General features: G+C 72.1%; 18 protein-coding genes. 12 read left to right on the top strand and 6 right to left on the bottom strand.

Features of this window, described 5'->3' with window-relative positions:
- Positions 1-98 precede the first annotated feature (98 nt).
- Positions 99-977 (top strand): sulfurtransferase, encoded by an 879-nt coding sequence (locus tag Q0444_RS14610; RefSeq protein ID WP_299023668.1) that lies wholly within the window; start codon positions 99-101, stop codon positions 975-977.
- Positions 978-1150: 173 nt separating this feature from the next.
- Here the strand turns inward: Q0444_RS14610 and lysX are convergent, their stop codons facing one another.
- Complete coding sequence (lysX, locus tag Q0444_RS14605; protein ID WP_299023666.1) at positions 1151-4585, bottom strand: bifunctional lysylphosphatidylglycerol synthetase/lysine--tRNA ligase LysX; 3435 nt, start codon at positions 4583-4585, stop codon at positions 1151-1153.
- Positions 4586-5050: 465 nt separating this feature from the next.
- On the opposite strand from lysX, the gene Q0444_RS14600 reads away from it, so the two are divergent.
- Positions 5051-6112, top strand: a complete 1062-nt coding sequence (locus tag Q0444_RS14600; RefSeq protein ID WP_299023664.1) for an AI-2E family transporter — start codon at positions 5051-5053, stop codon at positions 6110-6112.
- 150 nt (positions 6113-6262) lie between these two features.
- Here the strand turns inward: Q0444_RS14600 and Q0444_RS14595 are convergent, their stop codons facing one another.
- Positions 6263-7084: a CoA ester lyase gene (locus Q0444_RS14595; protein ID WP_291083821.1), complete on the bottom strand. Its 822-nt coding sequence runs from the start codon at positions 7082-7084 to the stop codon at positions 6263-6265.
- A 207-nt stretch (positions 7085-7291) separates the two neighbouring features.
- Between Q0444_RS14595 and Q0444_RS14590 the strand changes: the two genes are divergently transcribed.
- Positions 7292-8287 carry an ATP-binding cassette domain-containing protein gene (locus tag Q0444_RS14590; RefSeq protein ID WP_299023662.1) on the top strand — a complete coding sequence of 332 codons (996 nt, stop codon included), beginning with the start codon at positions 7292-7294 and terminating at the stop codon, positions 8285-8287.
- Positions 8284-9147, top strand: coding sequence for an ABC transporter permease (locus Q0444_RS14585; protein WP_291083758.1), 864 nt, complete (start codon positions 8284-8286; stop codon positions 9145-9147). The genes Q0444_RS14590 and Q0444_RS14585 overlap by 4 nt, the downstream gene beginning before the upstream one ends.
- Here Q0444_RS14585 and Q0444_RS14580 read toward each other — a convergent pair.
- From Q0444_RS14580 to mftR, 4 genes are all read right to left on the bottom strand, one after another.
- Positions 9144-9488, bottom strand: coding sequence for a transcriptional regulator (locus tag Q0444_RS14580; RefSeq protein WP_291083755.1), 345 nt, complete (start codon positions 9486-9488; stop codon positions 9144-9146). The two genes, Q0444_RS14585 and Q0444_RS14580, sit on opposite strands and share 4 nt — an antisense overlap.
- The gene (locus Q0444_RS14575) at positions 9485-9988 is read right to left on the bottom strand and encodes a hypothetical protein (RefSeq protein ID WP_291083753.1); all 504 of its coding nucleotides are present in this window, start codon (positions 9986-9988) and stop codon (positions 9485-9487) included. The genes Q0444_RS14580 and Q0444_RS14575 overlap by 4 nt, the downstream gene beginning before the upstream one ends.
- A 64-nt stretch (positions 9989-10052) precedes the next feature.
- A complete protein-coding gene (locus Q0444_RS14570) occupies positions 10053-10553 on the bottom strand; it encodes a hotdog fold domain-containing protein (protein ID WP_299023658.1) in 501 nt (166 codons plus the stop codon).
- 62 nt (positions 10554-10615) lie between these two features.
- Positions 10616-11212, bottom strand: coding sequence for a mycofactocin system transcriptional regulator (gene mftR / locus Q0444_RS14565; protein WP_291083747.1), 597 nt, complete (start codon positions 11210-11212; stop codon positions 10616-10618).
- Positions 11213-11371: 159 nt separating this feature from the next.
- On the opposite strand from mftR, the gene mftA reads away from it, so the two are divergent.
- The 8 genes from mftA to Q0444_RS14525 all read left to right on the top strand — a co-directional run.
- Entirely contained in the window at positions 11372-11458 is an 87-nt protein-coding gene (gene mftA / locus Q0444_RS14560; RefSeq protein WP_067716580.1) for a mycofactocin precursor MftA, read from the top strand.
- Between the two features lies 1 nt (position 11459).
- Positions 11460-11786 (top strand): mycofactocin biosynthesis chaperone MftB, encoded by a 327-nt coding sequence (gene mftB, locus Q0444_RS14555; protein WP_291083744.1) that lies wholly within the window; start codon positions 11460-11462, stop codon positions 11784-11786.
- Positions 11783-13030 carry a mycofactocin radical SAM maturase gene (mftC, locus tag Q0444_RS14550; RefSeq protein WP_291083741.1) on the top strand — a complete coding sequence of 416 codons (1248 nt, stop codon included), beginning with the start codon at positions 11783-11785 and terminating at the stop codon, positions 13028-13030. The genes mftB and mftC overlap by 4 nt, the downstream gene beginning before the upstream one ends.
- 149 nt (positions 13031-13179) lie before the next feature.
- Positions 13180-14403: a pre-mycofactocin synthase MftD gene (mftD, locus tag Q0444_RS14545; RefSeq protein ID WP_299023654.1), complete on the top strand. Its 1224-nt coding sequence runs from the start codon at positions 13180-13182 to the stop codon at positions 14401-14403.
- Between the two features lie 60 nt (positions 14404-14463).
- A complete protein-coding gene (locus tag Q0444_RS14540; protein WP_291083733.1) occupies positions 14464-15279 on the top strand; it encodes a mycofactocin-coupled SDR family oxidoreductase in 816 nt (271 codons plus the stop codon).
- A gap of 29 nt (positions 15280-15308) precedes the next feature.
- The gene (gene mftE / locus Q0444_RS14535) at positions 15309-15974 is read left to right on the top strand and encodes a mycofactocin biosynthesis peptidyl-dipeptidase MftE (RefSeq protein ID WP_291083730.1); all 666 of its coding nucleotides are present in this window, start codon (positions 15309-15311) and stop codon (positions 15972-15974) included.
- Positions 15971-17449, top strand: a complete 1479-nt coding sequence (gene mftF, locus Q0444_RS14530) for a mycofactocin biosynthesis glycosyltransferase MftF (RefSeq protein ID WP_291083727.1) — start codon at positions 15971-15973, stop codon at positions 17447-17449. Before mftE ends, mftF begins: the two co-directional genes overlap by 4 nt.
- A gap of 4 nt (positions 17450-17453) precedes the next feature.
- Positions 17454-17905 (top strand): FAD-dependent oxidoreductase (locus Q0444_RS14525; RefSeq protein ID WP_299023647.1); only part of this gene is annotated, 452 nt, incomplete at its 3' end.

Raw genomic sequence — 17905 nt, 5'->3', positions numbered from 1 at the left:
CCGGCGATGGCATCCCGTGCCACAACCGCGGCGCGTCCCTACGCTCGGCGGTGTCACCTCAGCACGTGGTGTCGCCCCCGCACAAGGAAAGGACCATCATGGGATCCCCTCTGCCACTTCAGGTCAGCGCCGAGTGGCTGCACCGCCACCTGGACGACCGGGACCTCGTCGTCGTCGACGCCACCACCATCCTGCCCGTCCCCACCGACGGCCCCTACGTCCCGGAATCGGGGGAGGCCACCTACCGCGCCGAGCACATCCCCGGCGCGGTGTTCGCCGAGCTCCTGGTGGACTTCGCCGACCCGGCCGGCGCGTACGACTGGACCGCACCGGACCACGAGCGCTTTGCCGCCGCCGCCGGCGCCCTGGGGATCGGGGACGACGTGCGCGTGGTGGTCTACGACCAGGGCGACCGCTACTGGGCCACCCGCCTGTGGTGGCACCTCCGCTACGAGGGATTCGACCGGGTCACGGTCCTCGACGGCGGGCTCCCCGCGTGGAAGGCGGCCGGCTACGAGGTGACCGACGTCGTGCCCGAGCCCACCCCCCGCACCTTCACCGGCACCCGACGCCCGGAGCTGATCCGCTCCACCGAGGAGGTCGCCGCCGGACTCGACGACGAGAAGACCGTGCTGGTCAACGTCCTGGACGAGGCCACCTACCGCGGCGAGGTGGACACCTACGCCCGGCGCGGACACATCCCCGGCAGCATCAACGTGTCGGTGTTCACGCTGCGCGAGGCCGAGACGGGCACGCTGCGGCCGATCGAGGAGCTGCGCCCGGAGTTCGAGGCGGCCGGCCTGCTCGACTCCGACACGCGCGTCGTGACCTACTGCGGCGGCGGGATCGCGGCGACCGGGCTGGCGCACGCCCTCGCCCTGGCCGGGCGGGACGACGTGGCGGTGTACGACGGCCCGATGAGCGCGTGGGCCGGCGACCCCGCCCTGCCACTGGTCACCGGAGCCTCACCCCGCTGACCTCCGGCCCCGCCGGGTGGGACGTGGCGTGTCACCGGCCCACGTCCACCACGGGGGTTCTCGTGTCCCACGCCGACGCCCGCGTGACCGTTCATGGTCGCCGACCGATCGTCCAGCGTGTCCAGGACGGTCGGCGCGAGAGTCATCTCGCCGCTCGGCATGTCCCGGGCTGGTCATGGCGTGCTTCGGGCGAAGGGGAAGGCCAGGACGTCCCGGATCATCGATCCGGTGATCGCCATGAGCAGTCGATCGATGCCGATCCCGAGCCCGCCTGCGGGAGGCATTCCGATCTCGAGGGCGTGGAGGAAGTCCTCATCGACTTCCATCGCCTCCAGGTCGCCATGAGCGGCCCTGTAGGACTGTTCGGCGAGGCGGCGTCGCTGTTCGATCGGGTCGGTGAGTTCGGAATACGCGGTTCCCAGCTCCATTCCCGCGATCACCAGGTCCCAACGTTCGCTCAGCCCCGGTTCCGTCCGGTGCGGCGCCGCCAGCGGCGAGGTCTCGGCCGGGAAGTCGGTGTAGAAGGTGGGGTAGCGGGTGGTTGGTTCGACGAGCTCGCCGTAGAGCTCTTCCAGTACCGCGCCGGGGCCCATGTGATCGGCGACGGCGACGTCGTGCTCGCGGGCGAGGGACAGCAGTGTCTCTATCCCGGTGTGCTGGTCGACCGCGCGTCCCACCGTGGATGAGACCGCCTCGCACACAGTCACGACCGGCCACGGCCCTGAGATGTCCACGAGCCCGGGCGGCCGGGCGGCCGGGGCGCCGTCGTGGCGGGCGAGCTCGTGCCTCATCACCAGGGGGAGCGCCTCGTGGCCGTGGACGGCGCGGGCCGCGTTCTTCACCAACCGCTCGGCCAGGTGGCGCATGTCGGTGTAGTCGCCCAGAGGGAGGTACACCTCGAGAGAGGTGAACTCGGGATTGTGGGTGGCGTCGGCACCCTCGTTGCGGAAACTGCGCCCCATCTCGTAGAGGGGTCCCATCCCGGCCACGAGGAGGCGCTTGAGCTGCAACTCCGGGGCGATTCGCAGGACGAGCCCGGTTCTGTAGTTGTTCGACCAGGTGTGGAAGGGGCGGGCGTTGGCGCCGCCGTGGACGGCGCTCAGGATCGGGGTCTCGACCTCGCGGTAACCCTCGGCCGCGAGCGTCGCCCTCAGGGCGGTGAGCGCGTCTGCGCGGGAACGGATCAGCGTGAGCCGACCCGGGTGCACCAGGAGGTCGTCGGACCGGTGTCGCAGCCTCGATCCCACATCGATGGAGGACTCCGTGGCCCCGCGGCGAGGGTAGGGGATCGGGTGCAGGGCCTTGGCGATGATCGCCCATTCCGAGACGAGCAGAGAACGCGTGCCGCTGCGAGATGCCCCCCACCGGCCGTCGAGGATGATCATGTCGCCCACGTCGAGGCAGCGGCCGAGCAGGCGCAGCTCGCCTGCTGCGAGCCGGCCGCGTTCAGCGATCGCCTGGACGCTGCTGAACTCGTCGATGAGATCGATGAAGACCACCCCGCCGTGTCGGCGCACGCCGCGGACACGGGCGGTGATGCGCGCTGGCCGCCCGGCCCCGGGGAGGCCGCCGATGAGGTGCGGGTCGATCCGCGCCAGGCGGGTGGCGCCGGTGATGCCGACGGGGTAGGGGTCGTGGCCGGCGGCCCGCAGTTCGTCGAGATGGCGCAGGCGCTGCCGGGTCTGATCGCCGCGGAGCGGTGTCAGCCCGCCCAGGTCGATGACGGGGGAGCGCAGGGCACGGATGTCGTCGAGTTCGCCGGCCGTCAAGTGATGAGAACTCTCGCCTGGTCGACTCAGGGGCGGGATGAACCCCTCGGCCCGACCGATCGCGAATGCGACGCGTGGGAAGTCGATCGGTGCCTCGATGCACGCGTAGCGGGGCACCCAGGTGGGTTGGTACTTGTCATTGTTCCGGTAAAGGCTCTCGATCTGGGTGAACCTGTCGAGTAGGTGAAGGGTCGAGCTCCTGGCGCGCGCGATCGGGCTCGAGCCGAACTCCTCGGCGACGGCGAACGTGCTGCGCAGGACAGCGAAGTTGAGCGAGACCCGGGAGATTCCGAGGTCCCCGGCAGCGGTCATCAGTCCTGAGATCATGAACTCGTTCACGCCCGTGGGCGCGTCAGGGCGGCGCCGCATGAGATCGAGGGACAGGCCGGTGCGGCCCCACGGTACGAACGACAGCAGAGCGACGGGTCCGCCGTCCGCGTCATGGGCGCTCACCAATACGCACTTGCCATCGGCGGGATCTCCGAGGCGGCCCAGGGCCATGGAGAAGCCCCGTTCCGCGCCCCCGACCCGCCATGTGTCCGCAAGCCGTCGGATCTGGGACATCTCGTCGTCGCCCAGGTCGTCGTGGTATCTGACGCGAAGCGTGAGGCCCTTTTTGCGGGCATGGTTGACCGCGCGCCGCACCGGTGTCATCGAGGTGTCGTCGAGGGTGAACCGATCGGGGTCGACAATGGCCTCGTCCCCCAGGATGAGTGCGCCCAGGCCCACCTCGCCAAGGGCGCGCGCGCCGCGCTCGGACAGACTCGTCCCGGCCGGGACCCAGCCGTAAGCGCGACACATGCGTAGCCATTCCGCCACCGCGGCGTGCCATGACCTGTAGTCGCCGACCGGGTCCCCCGATGCCAGACACACGGAGCCGACCACTCGAAACGCGATGACCGCCCGCCCGTCACCGGAGAAGACGAAGGATTTGTCGCGGCGGGTGGCGAAGTAGCCGAGCGAGTCGTCCCCACCATGAGCGGCCAGCAGGCTGCGTACCCGAACCTCGGTCTGACCGTCCCAGGCGCCGACTGGTCGCACCGACCGCAGGAAGATCCAGATGGAGAGAACGAGGGTGACGCTGAGCAGCGACTCGGCGATGAGTGGAATGCGGCCCAGGGCGGCGAGGATCTGCTGATCGCGGGTCAAGTTGAAGCCCAGAGCCTCTCGCATCGCCGCATCGACGACCCGCCAGGTCGGGTGCTGGGCGTCCACCACGGACCGGTTCCCGCGGATGAGAAAAGAGACCGTGGCGAGGGTGAGCGCGTAACCGGCCACCACGGCCAGGGATGAGCGCCACCAGGCCGCCGGCGCCGTCCGCGCGGGGAAGGACGGGCGCAGCCACCAGACCGCCGCCGCGAGGAACAACGAGACGAGTAGACCACCGATTTCCAGGAGCACGTTCGACGGCTCACGTGGAGACCACAGAGCGCTGGCCAGCGAGGCAGGCAGTGACCCGGCAGGCGCCCAGTGGGCGGCAACGGAGGCCAGTGAAACCAGCGTGCCCGACAACTGGAACCCGAACACCGCCCACAGCGCCAGGCGTTTGCGCCGAACGAGCGCGCCGGCCACGAGGCCAAGCACCGCCACCGAGACGAACGACAGGGTGAACGGGACATTCAGATTGGTGAACACGATTGCGGTCCACCGGGTCAGGGTCCGGGGTTTGACCGCCCAGGCCCACAAGGCGAGCAACGACGCCACGACGTACAGGCCGATCAGGACCCGAGCGGCGGCCTCCTGAGAGGAGGATGCCGGGCGGTGGGCCGGAACGACGCCTGGGAGCTGAGCAAAGGTGGGGCCGCGGGCCTCGCGGGAGTCGCTTTGCGCGCGGGGCATCGGCCTGGCACCTCCCGTGAGCAGGGTCCACCGTCACTGTCATCGGCAGCGCGTGGGCACGCATCGCCGACCCCCAGAACGCTGTCAAAATCGCGTCGGCATCGCAGGCGAACCGCGACACCCGAGCTGGAAGTGCCGCCACGTCGGTCGGTGAAGTGCTCAGGGTCGACCACGCAGCGCGTCGTTGCCGGAGAGCCGATGGAGCGTCGAATGTATGGCAGCCGGGTGGGCGGCCGTACCGACGTGCCCCGATTCGGGCACAGGCTCCCGGTCGCCCGCTGCCGCCGGCCGCGTCCTGGTGCGAGGCGGAATAGAATGGGGCGATGCGAAATCATTCGCGGGCAGGTCGCATTGATCGGGCGCACCTGCCCTACGGGGTGCTTCTCACCGCGGCATGGTCGGCGTGCCTGCTGCTCATCGCCGCGGGGGGGTTGGCTCGTCGTCCAGGCGGTGGGGAGTCTGGCCGTGGTCGTCGCGCCGTTGGCGGTTGCCGTGCTCCTGGCGGCGATGCTGCGGCCGCTCGTCGACAAGATCGCGGTGGTTCTCCCACGCTCGCTGGCGGCATTGGGCGTCATCCTGCTGGTGATCGCCGTCGTGGTCGGGGGCCTGAGTCTGGTCACCACCCAGGTGGCCAGTGGTCTGCCGGAGATGCGGGATCGACTGCACGCCGGCGCCGATTCGGTACTCGCGTGGTTGTCCACTGGTCCGCTTCACCTCACGGCCGATCGTCTTCAGGCCGGGCTCGATCAGGCGCGTTCGGTGGTCAGCACGCACTCCACCGAGTTGACGACCGGCGCGCTGGCGGCCGGGCAGACCGCCCTCGACGCAGTGGCCGGGACGCTCATCTGCCTCATCGCCCTGTTCTTCTTCCTCTACCACGGTGAAATGCTGTGGGCGTTCTTCGTCCGGTGGCTGCCCGCAGCCGGGCGGCATGACATCGACCGGGCATTCCGGGAGGGCTGGTCGAGCCTGGGGGCCTACACCCGGATGCAGCTCGTGGTGGCCGCCATCAACGCCACCGGCATCGGCATCGGTGCCGCGGTTCTGGGCGTGCCGTTTCTCGTGCCGATCGTTGTGATCGTGTTTCTCGGCTCGTTCATCCCCATCATCGGTGCGTTGCTCTCCGGCCTGGTTCCAGCGCTCATCGCGCTTGTCGACAAGGGGCCGTGGGTCGCGTTGGCGATGATCGTGGTGGTGGTGGTGGTCCATCAGATCGAGTCCCACGTGCTGCAACCGTTTCTCATGGGGCATGCGGTGGCGCTGCACCCGCTCGCGGTGATCGTGGTCGTCACCTCCGGCACCTATCTTCTGGGCATCGGGGGCGCGCTGTTCGCCGTCCCGGTCGCAGCCATGGTCAACGCGATGGTGCGGTACCTGGCGGGAGCAACGGTGACGCTGGACGCAGAGGACCCAGGGGTCTCGGAGCACCACGATGACGGCGCCTCTGCCGCTGTACGGCCTCGGCGCCAGGTCCCCCGCCCGAATACTCGGCGCCCGCGGACCGTCGCCGGTAGACCCCGCAGGTGACCGCGGGGCCCTGGTGGGCGATGAGGTCGCGAAGTCCGGATTGCACGCGGTTCGTGGAGGGGGTCCAGACCGGTAATGCCTGCTGGTCCACACGTCACCTTCGCACGCCCCGCTGACCTCCGGCCCCACCGGTGGAGACGGCGAGGGGCGTCAGCGCACCACGGCGTAGGCCTTGGCCAGCCGCGCGATCTTCTGCGCCCGCGCCAGCCGCGGCAGGTCGGCGCCGTCGCGGGCGCGTTCGCCCCCGGGGCCCAGCTCGTCGATCACGGACTCGGCCCACGAGACGTCGGCGGCGGAGGGGGAGAGGACCTCGTTGATGTACGGGGCCTGGTCCACCCGCAGGCAGAGCTTGCCGGTCATGCCCATCTCCACCGCGTGCTCGGCGGCGTCCATGAGCACCTGGGTGTCGTTGGAGATGGTGGGCCCGTCGATCGGCGGGGCCACGCGCGCGACCCGGCTGGACACCACGAACTGGGAGCGGGTGTAGGCCATGGCGATCTGCGAGGAGCCGATGCCGGTGTCGCGGCGGTAGTCGCCGATCCCGAAGGCCAGGCGCACCACCTGGTCGGTCTTGGCGATCTCCGTGGCGGCGGCCAGCCCGTCGGCGGACTCGACCAGCGCGACGATCGGGGTGTTCGCGGCCAGCCGCGCGGCGGTGAGCGAGACGTGCTCGGGGTTCTCGGTCTTGGCCAGCATCACGCCGTCCAGGCCGGGGCAGTGCCCGAGCGCCATGAGGTCCTTCTCCCACTCGGGGGAGCGGACGTCGTTGATCCGGATCCACGCGTGGTTGCCGGCCTCGAGCCACTGCCGGACCTCGCGGCGCGCGCGCTCCTTCTCCGACTGGCGGCAGCCGTCCTCCACGTCCAGCACCACCACGTCCATCTCCGAGTTCACGGCGGCGTCGAAGCGGTCGGACTTGTCGGCGGGCAGGAGCAGCCACGAACGGGCGATCGTCGGCGGGATGGTCGACATGGGGCTCATGGGTACCGGTCATCCTTTGTTCGTGAGACGGCGAAACTCGCGCGGCAACCTCTCCACGATACGTGGGACACCGCGATCGGCCCACACGGGAACCGGTTTCACTTGTGGGAGTGTCCACCGTCCACGCCCCGCGGGAGCCGAGACGAGGGTCGCGGCTGGGGAGTTGACTGACGGGAGTCGGAGCGGCACGCTTCTCGGGTGAGTACCCGCACCTCGTCGCACGCCCCGGCCATCGAGGCCGAGCACCTCGTCAAGACGTTCGGCGACTTCACCGCCGTCGACGACATCTCCTTCTCCGTGCCCGCCGGCTCGGTGCTGGGGCTGCTCGGCCCCAACGGGTCGGGCAAGACCACCACCATCCGGATGATGACCACGCTGAGCCCGCCGACCTCCGGCACCGCCAGGGTCGCGGGGCACGACGTGGCGCGGGAACCAGCCGAGGTGCGCAAGGCCATGGGCATGACGGCCCAGTCCGCGACGGTGGACGAGCTCCTCACGGGCCGGGAGAACCTCCGCCTGATCGGGGACCTCTACGGGTTGCCCAAGAAGAGGGTGCGGTCGCGGGCCGACGAGTTGCTGGAGAGGTTCTCGCTCGCCGACGCGGCCACCAAGGTGGCCAAGAGCTACTCCGGCGGCATGCGGCGTCGGCTCGACCTGGCCGCCAGTCTCGTCGCGGCGCCCCCGGTGCTGTTCCTCGACGAGCCCACGACCGGGCTGGACCCGCGCTCGCGCAACGAGCTGTGGGAGGTGCTGCGCGACCTGGTCCGCGACGGGACGACGCTGCTGCTCACCACCCAGTACCTCGACGAGGCCGACCAGCTGGCCGACCGCGTGATCGTGATCGATCACGGCCGCGTGATCGCCGAGGGCACCCCGCTGCAGCTCAAGGACCGTTCCGGGGCGGCGAGCCTGGTCATCACCGTCTCCCGTCCCGAGGACGTCGACGAGGCCGCGCGCGTCCTGTCCGGCCGGATCGCCGAGCTGCACGTGGACCGGGACTCCCGACGCCTCACCGCGCCCTCGGAGGGGGTGTCGGCCCTGGGCGAGATCGCCGCCGCCTTCACCGAGGCCGGGATCGAGCTGGACGACATCGGCCTCCAGCGGCCCAGCCTGGACGACGTCTTCCTCTCCCTCACCGGCCGCAAGGCCGAGGACTCGCAGAACCTCCCGACCCACGAGGAGCACCGGTCATGAGCACCGCCGCCGATCCCGCCCCCGCGGCCACCACCAGCGGGCACTTCACCGTCCCCGTCCGGCCCGACGGGCCGTCGCTCGCCCGTCAGATCTCCGCGCTGGTCCGCCGCAACCTCCTCCACATCCGGCGCCAGCCGGAGAACCTCGCCGACGTCACCATCCAGCCGGTGATGTTCGTCCTGCTCTTCGCCTTTGTCTTCGGCGGCGCCATCGCGGTCGCCGGCGGGAACTACCGCGAGTGGCTGCTGCCGGGGATCATGGCGCAGACCATGGCGTTCTCCTCGTTCGTCGTGGCCTCCGGGCTGTGCAACGACCTCAACAAGGGGATCATCGACCGCTTCCGGACGCTGCCCATCCAGCGCGCGTCGATCCTCGTCGCCCGCAGCGCCTCCAGCCTCATCCACTCGTCGATCGGTGTGGTGGTCATGTCGCTCACGGGACTGATGGTGGGGTGGCGGATCCGCAGCGGGATCGTCGACGCCCTGCTCGGGTACCTCATCCTGCTGGGCTTCGGCTTCGTCATGATCTGGATCGGCATCGTCGTGGGGTCGCGGCTGAAGACCATCGAGGCGGTCAACGGCGTCATGTTCACCACGACGTTCCCCATCACGTTCGTCGCCAACACCTTCGCCCCGCCGGAGTCGATGCCCACGTGGCTGCGGACGATCGCCGAGTGGAATCCGCTCTCCTCGGTGGTGCAGGCCATGCGCCAGCTCTGGGGCAACGCCCCCGCCGTCGGCCCCGACGCCGCGCTGCCGCTGCAGCACCCGGTGGCGGCGTCGCTGCTGTGGATCGTGGGGCTCACCGTGATCATCGCCCCGATCGCGGTCAAGGCGTTCGACGCCCGCACCCGCGACTAGGGCCGCGCCGACGCGGCACCGTCCCCGGCCGCGCCCTCCGCCGCCGCCGCGAGCTCGCGCAGGGCCTCGAGGTGCGCGGCAAAGGCGCGCCGCCCCTCGCCGGTGAGGGACAGCCAGGTCCGGGCCCGACCGGTGTGTCCGGGTGCCTTGGACGTTCCTGCGAAGCCGGCATCCACGAGCACCTTGAACTGCTTGGACAGGACCGAGTCGGCCACTCCCAGCTCGTCGCGGACCGCGCCGAACTCCATGGAGTCGACGGGGGCGAGCAGGGCGCAGATCCGGAGCCGGTGCGGGGCGTGGATGACCTCGTCGAAGCGCGGGGTCGGTCGGCGCCCGCTCACCGCGCCGGTCCGGGGAGCGGGGCGGTGCCGGAGCGGATCTCGTCGCGCAGCGCCGCGTCGACCCGCCGCCCCAGCACGACGGTGGCGACGAGGGTGACCGCCGCCAGCGTCACCGCGAACCACGCCGGGTAGGACACGTCCGCGACCGTCGCGAGGAGGGCCGCCCCCATCGTCGCGCCCAGGACCACCGCGTAGAGGATCCACCACCGCCGCGAGGCGGGTCCCGCGGAGCGCAGGTCGACCCACAGGCCGGTGGCCCGGCGGTAGGCGCCGACGAGCGCCCCCAGGCCGGTGGCGCCCAGCAGCGTCACCACGATCACGGCCCCGTTCGGCAGGGCCAGCGCGTTGGCGGCCACGATCGCGGCCATGATCGCGCCGAGGATCGGGTGGTACCACCACGGGGTGATCAATCGGTCCGCGACGGACTCGCGTGAGGCCGCGACGTCGGCGAGCGCGTCCCGGGGGTCGTAGTCGGACGCCTGGCCGCTGAAGCTTTCCATGCCGGAAAGGGTAAGGGGTCGCGGGACTTTCCGCAACGGAAAGTCGTGATCCAGCCGCCGGCGCTCAGGCCCTCTTCGCGGGCGAGACCCGGATGGTGATGGTCCCCACGACCGGCTCCACCCCGGCGTCGTCGACGAACGTCAGGGGCACCTCCACGTCCTGCCCGGAGGTGATCGCGGCGAAGTCGGGCAGCTCGTCCCACTGGGCCGTCACCGTCATCCCGCCTGTCGACCTGGCCGGGTACCGCACGGACATCCCCACGGGGATCCAGCGGTGGGTGGGCGGGACGGAGGCCTCCGCGAGCATGCCCATCGCCATCTCGGCGAGGTTGCAGGCGGCTATCACGTGGAACGTGCCGATGTGATTGCGATTTCCCCACCAGCCGGGGCCGCGCACCACGCACCGCCCGGGCCGCAGTTCCACGACGTGCGGGAGGGCGGTGCGGAAGTACGGCGCCTTGAGGCTCACTGCGGCGCTGAACAGACGCGAGCCCAGCGGGAGCCGGGTGGCGGCCTTCCAGAGCCGGTAGGTGGACGTGTCGGCGGCGGGGGAGGGCGTGGTCACGACGACGAGGTTACCCGCGGGTAAGGTGCCCGCGGCCGCGCGCCCGGCGGGAGGGCGTCGGATCAGGCGAGGATGCGCGTCCCGCGGCGCAGCAGCTCATGGAGGCGATCCTGATCGGCGTCCGGCTCGGCCACCCACAGGCGGTAGGACGCGAGCGCGATCCCGAGCGCGGCGTGCGCCATCGCCGCGGGTTCGAGCTCGTCCGCGGGCGCGCCGAGCCGGTCGGCGACGAACTCCGCGATGGCCGCGCACCAGTCGGAGTACATGAGCGTGGAGTGGGCGCGGAGCTCGTCCACGCTGAGCAGCAGGCTCATCCGGCGCCGGTGGACCTCGGTCTCCGAGTCCGGGAACGAGTTGAAGGCCACCAGCGCGTCCGCGAGGGCGTCCCGGAGCGGGGTGGTGGCGGGGATCTCCGCGAGCTGGCGCCGCATGCTCTCGATCTGGATGTCGAACTCGCCCCAGGCGATCGCGGCCTTGCCCGGGAAATAGCGGAAGAGGGTGCGCCGGGAGATGTGCGCGGCCTCGGCGATCTGGTCGATGTGGGTGTGGTCGTACCCGCGCCGGGTGAACAGGTCCAGGGCCACGTCGACGATCGAGGCCCGCGTGGTGGACGGCCGACGGCCGGGGACCCCCGCGCCGTCCGACCCTGCCTCACTCATGGTGTTCGAGGGTAAAGGAAATCCCGGCGGCCGCGGCACGTAGTGCCACATTGCCGCGATCCGGGAGCGAAAATCATTGCAATTGGCATCCGGTGCCAATATGATGCAGGTCTCACCTGAGCGGTGAGGCACCCATGTGCGCCGACGAGAGGACACGCGATGGAGAACACGCAGAACACCGAGGTCGTGCTGGAGGAGGCCCTCATCGAAGAGGTCTCGATCGACGGCATGTGCGGGGTCTACTGAAGTGAGTTCCGCAGCAGCGCCGGCCGGCGCCGAGCAGGGAGCCGCTCCCGCGGTCTTCGACCTCGACGCCGGCTGGCGTCTGCACCCCGGGGTGGCGCTGCGGCCCGAGCCCTTCGGTGCCCTGCTCTACCACTTCCACACCCGCAAGCTCAGCTTTCTCAAGTCGCCGACCATCGTCGAGGTGGTCCGCACGCTCGCCGAGCACCCCACCGCGCGCGCGGCGTGCGCCGCCGCCGGGGTGCCGATCGACGACCCGGCCACGGCCCGCCTGTACCTGCACGCGCTCGGCCAGCTCGCCGCCTCGCGCATGATCGAGGAGTCCGCATGACCAGCACGCTCGACCGCCCCGTCACCCCGTCGGCCGCCGCACCCGCCCCCGTCGGCCGTCTGGTCGACCAGTTCGAGCGCGGCCTCGATGCCCCGATCTGCCTGACCTGGGAACTCACCTACGCCTGCAACCTCGCCTGCGTGCACTGCCTGAGCTCGTCGGGCAAGCGCGACCCGCGCGAACTCAGCACCGAGCAGTGCAAGGCGATCATCGACGAGCTGCAGAAGATGCAGGTCTTCTACGTCAACATCGGTGGCGGCGAGCCCACCGTCCGCTCCGACTTCTGGGAACTGGTCGACTACGCCACGAGCCACCAGGTGGGCGTCAAGTTCTCCACCAACGGCGTGCGCATCGACGAGAAGGTGGCGCAGCGCCTGGCGGCCAGCGACTACGTGGACGTCCAGATCTCCCTCGACGGCGCGACGGCCGAGGTCAACGACGCGGTCCGCGGGCCCGGCTCGTTCGACATGGCGGTCCGGGCGCTGGAGAACCTCAAGAACGCCGGGTTCACCGACGCCAAGATCTCCGTGGTGGTCACCCGGGAGAACGTCACCCAGCTCGACCAGTTCAAGGCCCTCGCGGACCGCTACGACGCGACCCTGCGCATCACGCGCCTGCGCCCGTCCGGACGCGGCGCCGACGTGTGGGACGACCTCCACCCGCTGCCCGAACAGCAGAAGGACCTGTACGACTGGTTGGTCGCCCACGGGGAGAACGTCCTCACCGGCGACAGCTTCTTCCACCTGTCGGCGTTCGGGGACGGCCAGGGCTCGCTGCCCGGCCTCAACCTGTGCGGGGCCGGGCGCGTGGTGTGCCTGATCGACCCGATCGGCGACGTCTACGCCTGCCCATTCGCGATCCACGACAACTTCCTCGCCGGCAACGTCGTGGCCGACGGGGGATTCGAGACCGTCTGGCAGACGTCCGAGCTGTTCCGCGAGCTCCGCGAGCCCCAGTCGGCCGGGGCCTGCGGGTCCTGCGGCTTCTACGACAGCTGCCGGGGCGGCTGCATGGCCGCCAAGTTCTTCACGGGCCTGCCGATGGACGGTCCGGACCCCGAGTGCGTGCAGGGCTACGGGGAGGGGCTGCTCGAGGCCGAGCGCAACATCCCCGCGCCGTCCCAGGACCACTCCCGCGTCAACGGGCTGGCCGCCCGCAAGCAGCCCACCGGACCGGTCGCGCTCACGCTCGTCACCACTCCGCCGCGCCGGCCCACGAGCCTGTGCGACGAGTCGCCGATCTGACCCTCCACCGGTCGGGCCACCGCCGGCCCGGCCCGCACGACCGGGTCGCACCACGACCCGGCACCACGACCCAGCACCACCCACCCGCACCACTCCCCAGCCCTACCCCCCGGCGCCCCACCGGCTCCGGGAGGAGAAGGAGGCATCCCGTGTCCCGTCTGACAGCCATCGCCGAGGCCAACCCCTGGCGCCGCAATCCCTGGTTCGAGTCGGTCGCCGAGGCCCAGCGCCGCGCCAAGAAGAAGCTGCCCCGGAGCGTGTACATGGCGCTGGTGGCCGGCAGCGAGCAGGGCGTGACGATCGACGACAACACCGCGGCGTTCGCCGAGCTGGGCCCCAAGCCGCACGTGATCGGCGCCAAGGCCGAGCGCGACATGGCCACCTCCGTGATGGGGCAGCCCATCAGCATGCCGGTGATGATCTCGCCGACCGGCGTCCAGGCCGTGACGCCCGACGGGGAGGTCGACGTGGCCCGCGCCGCCGCCGCCCGCGGGACAGCCATGGGCCTGAGCTCCTTCGCGTCCAAGCCCATCGAGGAGGTCATCGCGGCCAACCCACAGACCTTCTTCCAGGTGTACTGGCTGGGCGGCAAGGAGAGGGTCCTCGAGCGTCTTGAGCGGGCGAAGGCCGCCGGGGCCGCCGGTGTCATCCTCACCACCGACTGGTCGTTCTCCATGGGTCGCGACTGGGGCAGCCCGTCCATCCCGGAGAAGCTCGACGCCAAGGCCATGCTCACGCTGGCGCCCGAGATCGTCGTCCGCCCGCGCTGGGCCGCCCAGTGGGCCCGGGACGTGGTGGTCAACAAGCGGTTCCCCGATCTCACCACGCCCAACCTCGTGGCCCAGGGCGAGATGGGCCCCACGTTCTTCGGCGCCTACGGCGAGTGGATGGGCACCCCGCCGGCCACGTGGGAGGACATCGCCTGGGTGGTGGAGAACTTCGACGGGCCCGTGATGCTCAAGGGGATCACCCGGATCGACGACGCCAGGCGCGCGGTCGACGCCGGCGTCACCGCGATCTCGGTCTCCAACCACGGAGGCAACAACCTCGACGGCACCCCGGCGTCCATCCGGTGCCTCGCCCCGATCGTCGACGCCGTCGACGGGCAGGTCGAGGTGCTTCTGGACGGCGGCATCCGCCGCGGCTCCGACGTGGCCAAGGCGCTCGCGCTCGGTGCCCGCGCCGTGATGATCGGCCGCGCCTACCTCTGGGGCCTGGGTGCCAACGGCCAGGCCGGGGTCGAGAACGTCCTCGACATCCTGCGCTCGGGCCTGGACTCCAGCCTCATCGGGCTGAGCAAGTCGTCGATCTCCGAGCTCAGCCGCGAGGACTACGTGATCCCCGACGACTTCATGCGCCGACTGGGCGAGTGATCGCCCCGGCGACACCTCCGCACCATCCATCGCTACACCCGTAAAGAGAAGAGTCCTCCCATGGGAGATTTCGACGGCAAGGTCGTCTACATCACCGGCGTCGCCCGCGGGCAGGGTCGCAAGCACGCGATCCGCTTCGCCCGCGAGGGCGCCAGGATCATCGGCCTGGACCTGTGCGCCTCGCCGTCGGAGTACGTCAAGTACCCCACCACGACCCCGGAGGACCTGGCGGAGACCATCGAGAAGGTCGAGGCCGAGGGCGGGGAGATCCTCGCCGAGGTCGGCGACGTCCGCGACCTGGCGTTCCAGCAGGACCTCGTCACCCGGGGCGTCGAGCGCTTCGGCGGCCGCCTCGACGTGGTGATCGCCAACGCCGGGATCTGCAACTGGGGCAAGGTCTGGGAGCTCGACGAGCAGCAGTGGCAGGACACGATCGACATCAACCTCACCGGCTACTGGAAGACGCTCAGGGCCACCATCCCGCACATGCTCGCCGCGGGCAACGGCGGCTCGATCGTCCTGGTGAGCTCGGTCGCCGGGCTCAAGGCCATGCCGGTCCAGTCCCCGTACTCCGCGTCCAAGTACGGGGTGGTCGGGCTGGCCCAGACCGCGGCCAAGGAGCTCGGCGAGCACGGCATCCGCGTCAACACCATCCACCCCTACGGCGTCCTCACGCCGATGGGTGCCGACGACCCGGCCGCCCACGACGTGTTCAGCAACATGCCGCAGTTCCTGCCGCACTTCACGCCCATCCTCGGCATGGGCATGGCGACGACCGACGACATCTCCGACTCGGTGATGTTCCTGGCCTCGGACGCCTCGCGGACCATCACGGCGTCGACCTTCACCGTCGACATGGGCGCGATCAAGGTCTAGTCATCCCTACCGAGCCCGGCGGTTCCCCCGTGGCCGTGCTTCCGCTCGGCGCCACCGAGCAACACGGGCCGCACCTGCCGGTGGAGACCGACACGCTCCTGGCCACGGCCACGGCGCGCGCGGTCGCCGCCGCGGGCGGCCCGGCCGGTGACCACGCCACGCTGCTGCCCGCCCTCGGGTTCGGCGCGAGCGGGGAGCACCAGACGTTCCCCGGGACCGTGTCGATGGGCACCGACGCGCTCGCCGGGGCGGTCCTCGAACTCGGCCGGTCGGTGTCCACGTGGGCGGACCGGCTGCTGGTGGTCAACGGGCACGGCGGCAACGTGGACGCGCTGCGCCGGGCGGTGTCCCGCCTGCGGTACGAGGGCCGCGACGCCGCGTGGCTGCCCTGCCGCACCTCGGAGGACCCCACCGACACCCACGCGGGTCACGCCGAGACCTCGCTGATGCTGCACCTGCACCCCGGGCTCGTCCGGATGGATCGGGCCGCCCGGGGGTGCACGCGGCCGCTGGGGGAGATCCTCCCGGCCCTGCGGGCGGGCGGGGTCGCCGCGGTGAGCGCCTCGGGGGTCCTCGGCGACCCGACCACCGCCACGGAAGCGGACGGTCGCCGGCTGTGGGAGCTGCTCCTGGCCGACGCCCGCGGCCGGGTCACGCGCTGGCAGCCGGGCGAGGCGGACGGGATGCTCCGGTGAGCGCCGCCCCGTCGCCGCCGGCCCGGGTCGTCCTGGACCGTCGCACCCGGGTGCTCCGCCGCGGCGGCGTGGTGCGCGTGCTCGGGGGCGATCCGGTCACCCTGGTCACCCCCACCCCGTCCGTGGCCGGGCTCCTGCGCGGCCAGGTCCTCACCTGCGACACCCCCGCCGCCGCGGCGCTCGCCCGGGCGCTCACCGACCGCGGGATGGCGCACCCGGACGCGACCCGCCCGGACCCAGCCCACCCCGCCCGGGCGCTCGGCGAGGTCGCCGTGGTGATCCCCGTCCGGGACGATCTGGCCGGGCTCGCCGCCCTCGTGCACGCCCTCGCACCCGATCTCGCCGGAGGCGCCCGGCTCGTCGTCGTCGACGACGGCTCAGCCGTCCCGCTCGCCGTCCCGCCGTCACCCGCCGGCGAGCGGACCGTGATCCTGCGCCACGAGACGTCGCGCGGCCCGGCGGCCGCGCGCAACGCCGGCACGGCCGCGGCGGTCGCGGCCGGGGCGCGGGTCGTGGTCTACCTCGACGCCGACGTGATCCCGCTGCCCGGCTGGCTCGGCCCGCTCCTCGCGCACCTCGACGACCAGCTGGTTGCGGCGGTCGCCCCGAGGATCGTCGCCGCCGAGCCGGGCCGGTTCTGGGTGCGCGGATACGAGACGGCCCGGTCGGCCCTCGACATGGGCCCCGGGCCCGCGCGGGTGCGGCCGCGCACCCGCGTCGCGTACGTCCCCAGCGCGGCGCTCGCGGTGAGCCCGCACCGCCTTCCCCCGGTCCCGGACGGTGCGGGTCAGGGGCCGTTCGACGAGCGCATGCACGTGGCGGAGGACGTGGACCTGTGCTGGCGGACCGACCGGGCGGGCGGGCGCATCCGCTACGAGCCCGCCTCCCGCGTCGCGCACCGGCACCGCACCGCGGTCGTCCCGCTCCTCACCCGCCGCGCGTTCTACGGCACCGGCGCGGCCCCGCTCGCCGACCGGCACGGCGCCGCCGTCGCGCCCGCCGTCGCCGCCCCGTGGTCGCTGGCCGTGGCCGCGGGCGTGTGGAGCGGGACGCCGCTCGGGCTGGCGGTGGCGGTCGCCGCGGCGGCGCGGGCGTGGTCGCGGACCCGCGCGCTCACCGGCGACGGCCGGGCGGCCGCGGAGCTCGTCCGGCGGGGGGTCGGGGCCTCGATCCGGCAGCTCCCCGAGGCGCTGCTCCGCCCGTACTGGCCCGCGACGGCGGCGGTGCTCGTGGCGACCGCGCCGTCCGGGTCCCGCCCCGCCCGCGCGCTGCGGCGCCGGGTCGCCGCCGCGGCCCTCGCCGAGGGGGTGTGGCACTGGTGGTCCGCCCGCGACCCGGGCCGGCTGCCGGTCGACGATCCGCTCGGGCACGTGGTGCTGCACCGGCTGGACGACCTCGCCTACGGGGTCGGGGTGTGGCGCTCGGCGTGGGCGGCGCGGTCGGTGGCCGCGCTCCGGCCGGAGTTCAGGCGGTGACCGCGTGACGACGGGCTCCCGGGCCGGCGTCCGCGCCGACGTCGTGGTGGTGGGCGCGGGACCGGCCGGGTGTGTGATGGCGCGTCGCCTGGCGGAGGCCGGCGCGGACGTGGTGCTGGTCGAGGCGGGCGCGGAGCGGGCATCCCCGCGCGCCGGACTGCTCGACGTGGGGCCGGACTCCCGGGTCGTCACCCGGTACCGCGCCACGCTCGGCCGCGCGGGGCTCGAGCTGCCCCGGGGCCGCACCCTCGGCGGATCCGGCGCGGGCCGCGGCGGGGGACCCTCCCCCCGCCGCCCCGGGGGCCGCCCCGGGGGGGGGGCGGCAACGCGCCCCCGCGGGGGGGCGGGACGGGAATCCGCGTGGCGCCGCCCGGTTCGCTTCCAGGCTCGCGCCGCGGCGCCCGGCTTGGCCGCGCTCCGCGCCGCGCTTGGTCGCGTGGCGCGCGGCAAAGTCGG

This window comes from uncultured Dietzia sp., assembly GCF_937873725.1.
Classification (GTDB): Bacteria; Actinomycetota; Actinomycetes; order Mycobacteriales; family Mycobacteriaceae; genus Dietzia.
Note: the sequence above shows the minus strand (reverse complement) of the source record. Positions and strands in the feature narration are given on the sequence as shown.

Bases quoted from the DNA above. Each gene is read 5' to 3' on its own strand.
- Q0444_RS14610 (WP_299023668.1), top strand. From the start codon at position 99: ATGGGATCCCCTCTGCCACTTCAGGTCAGCGCCGAGTGGCTGCACCGC.
- Q0444_RS14575 (WP_291083753.1), bottom strand. From the start codon at position 9,988: ATGGAAAGCTTCAGCGGCCAGGCGTCCGACTACGACCCCCGGGACGCG.
- mftC (WP_291083741.1), top strand. From the start codon at position 11,783: ATGACCAGCACGCTCGACCGCCCCGTCACCCCGTCGGCCGCCGCACCC.
- lysX (WP_299023666.1), bottom strand. From the start codon at position 4,585: ATGCCCCGCGCGCAAAGCGACTCCCGCGAGGCCCGCGGCCCCACCTTT.
- mftR (WP_291083747.1), bottom strand. From the start codon at position 11,212: ATGAGTGAGGCAGGGTCGGACGGCGCGGGGGTCCCCGGCCGTCGGCCG.
- mftA (WP_067716580.1), top strand. From the start codon at position 11,372: ATGGAGAACACGCAGAACACCGAGGTCGTGCTGGAGGAGGCCCTCATC.
- Q0444_RS14540 (WP_291083733.1), top strand. From the start codon at position 14,464: ATGGGAGATTTCGACGGCAAGGTCGTCTACATCACCGGCGTCGCCCGC.
- Q0444_RS14595 (WP_291083821.1), bottom strand. From the start codon at position 7,084: ATGTCGACCATCCCGCCGACGATCGCCCGTTCGTGGCTGCTCCTGCCC.
- Q0444_RS14585 (WP_291083758.1), top strand. From the start codon at position 8,284: ATGAGCACCGCCGCCGATCCCGCCCCCGCGGCCACCACCAGCGGGCAC.